Raw genomic sequence first — 1,654 nt, 5'->3', positions numbered from 1 at the left:
AATTCCCCCTATCAGAAACCGATTAAATTCTTTTTGCTAACGGAGAGCGTGGCATAAATTTGCGGTGACGCTAAGCCAGGCCGATTTTTTTAATGGTGCTGCAAAGAGCCCGCGCGTAATTCTGGCTGAAATGTAAAAGCCTCTGAATGGAGGTTCAGAGGCTTGTTGATAAATTCAGTGGCGGAGCAGCTAGCTACCCCGGTCAGAATAATTACCTACATCAAAACTACATTTCCTTAGCGTCAATAAAAAAATCAAATTTTATGAGCAGGAAAAAAGTAGAAATGGACATTGTCCATCCCGACTGTGCCGGTATTGACGTAGGCAGCAAATCACATTTTGTAGCCGTAGGCCAGGCATTAGAAGAGGTAAAAGAGTTTGGCGTGTATGCCAATGACTTAGTAGCAATCTGCCAGTGGCTGCAATCCTATGGCATTAGGTCAGTAGCCATGGAAAGTACGGGCAATTACTGGCAGAGTCTGTATGTAGAACTGGTGCGCCATGGCTTTGCTGTCACACTAGTGAATGGTAAGTTTACCAAGCATGCCCAGGGCAAAAAAACTGATGTAAAAGACTGCCGCTGGATTCAAAAGCTGCATACGCTGGGCTTGCTCTCGGGCAGCTTTTTGCCCGATGAAACCACTGAGCAACTCCGCACTTATTGCCGCCAAAGAACTAACTGGCTGGAACTGGCCGCTGCCGCCACGCATAAGATGCAAAAGTATTTGCGACTGCTCAACTTCCGCCTGGATGTGGTAGTAAAAGACGTCTGCGGACTGACTGGGCTTACCATTATCTCCCAAATATGTAAAGGCAACTTAGACCCGCACGCACTGTCCAAACACCGGCATTACAACTGCCGCAAATCAGAAGCAGAAATAGCCAAAGCCCTGCAAGGCAACAACCGGCCCGATTACCTGTTTTGCTTAAAGCAGGAATATAATAGTTACTTATTCTTTCAAGAGCAGATAGAAGCTTGTGATACAGCAATAGCCGCTTTTCTGCAGCAGCAAATCAACACGAATCCAACCAAATGCCAGCTTGCCACAGACTCTAAGCCATATAAGCGTCTAAATAAAAATGCTATAAAAGGCATTGATTTAAACCAGACAGCTTACCAGTATTTTGAAGGTGTAGACCTGATGCAGATTGAAGGGGTAAGCCATGCCACTGTTTTAACGCTGATGAGTGAGATAGGGCCTGCTGGCTTTTCAAAGTTTAAAACGGCTAAAGAGTTTACAAGCTGGCTTCGCCTGGCACCTAATAATAAAATATCGGGTGGCAAGCTGTTGAGCAACCGCATCCCAAAAGGCAGCAACCGGCTTAAAATTGCCCTAAGGAATGCCGCCAATGTGATTGGAAACCTCAAGGACACACACCTTTCCAACTTCTATAAACGGGTAGCCTACCGCAGGGGAGCAACCGCTGCTGTAAGTGCTACTGCCCGGAAACTGGCGGTTGTTATCTGGAATATGGTCACCAAGAAAACACCTTATAAACCACCTACTGATTACTTGTTCCTGGACCAGAAAAGAAAACTCAAACTGGTAGAAAAAATCAGAAAAAACATAGCTAAATTAGACCTCAAACCGCAAGAGCTAGGTTTTGCAACAAATTAATGTTCATTCAATAATAATGAACGTTAGTCAGAATT

The 1,654-nt window shown here is 44.9% G+C and carries 1 protein-coding gene; it reads left to right on the top strand.

The features are described 5' to 3' along the window. Positions 1-263 precede the first annotated feature (263 nt). Positions 264-1,619: an IS110 family RNA-guided transposase gene (locus AAE02nite_RS26030; protein ID WP_146905805.1), complete on the top strand. Its 1,356-nt coding sequence runs from the start codon at positions 264-266 to the stop codon at positions 1,617-1,619. The last annotated feature ends 35 nt before the right edge of the window (positions 1,620-1,654 follow it).

This window comes from Adhaeribacter aerolatus (genome assembly GCF_007991635.1).
GTDB lineage: Bacteria > Bacteroidota > Bacteroidia > Cytophagales > Hymenobacteraceae > Adhaeribacter > Adhaeribacter aerolatus.
Note: the sequence above shows the minus strand (reverse complement) of the source record. Positions and strands in the feature narration are given on the sequence as shown.

Bases quoted from the DNA above. Each gene is read 5' to 3' on its own strand.
- AAE02nite_RS26030 (WP_146905805.1), top strand. From the start codon at position 264: ATGAGCAGGAAAAAAGTAGAAATGGACATTGTCCATCCCGACTGTGCC.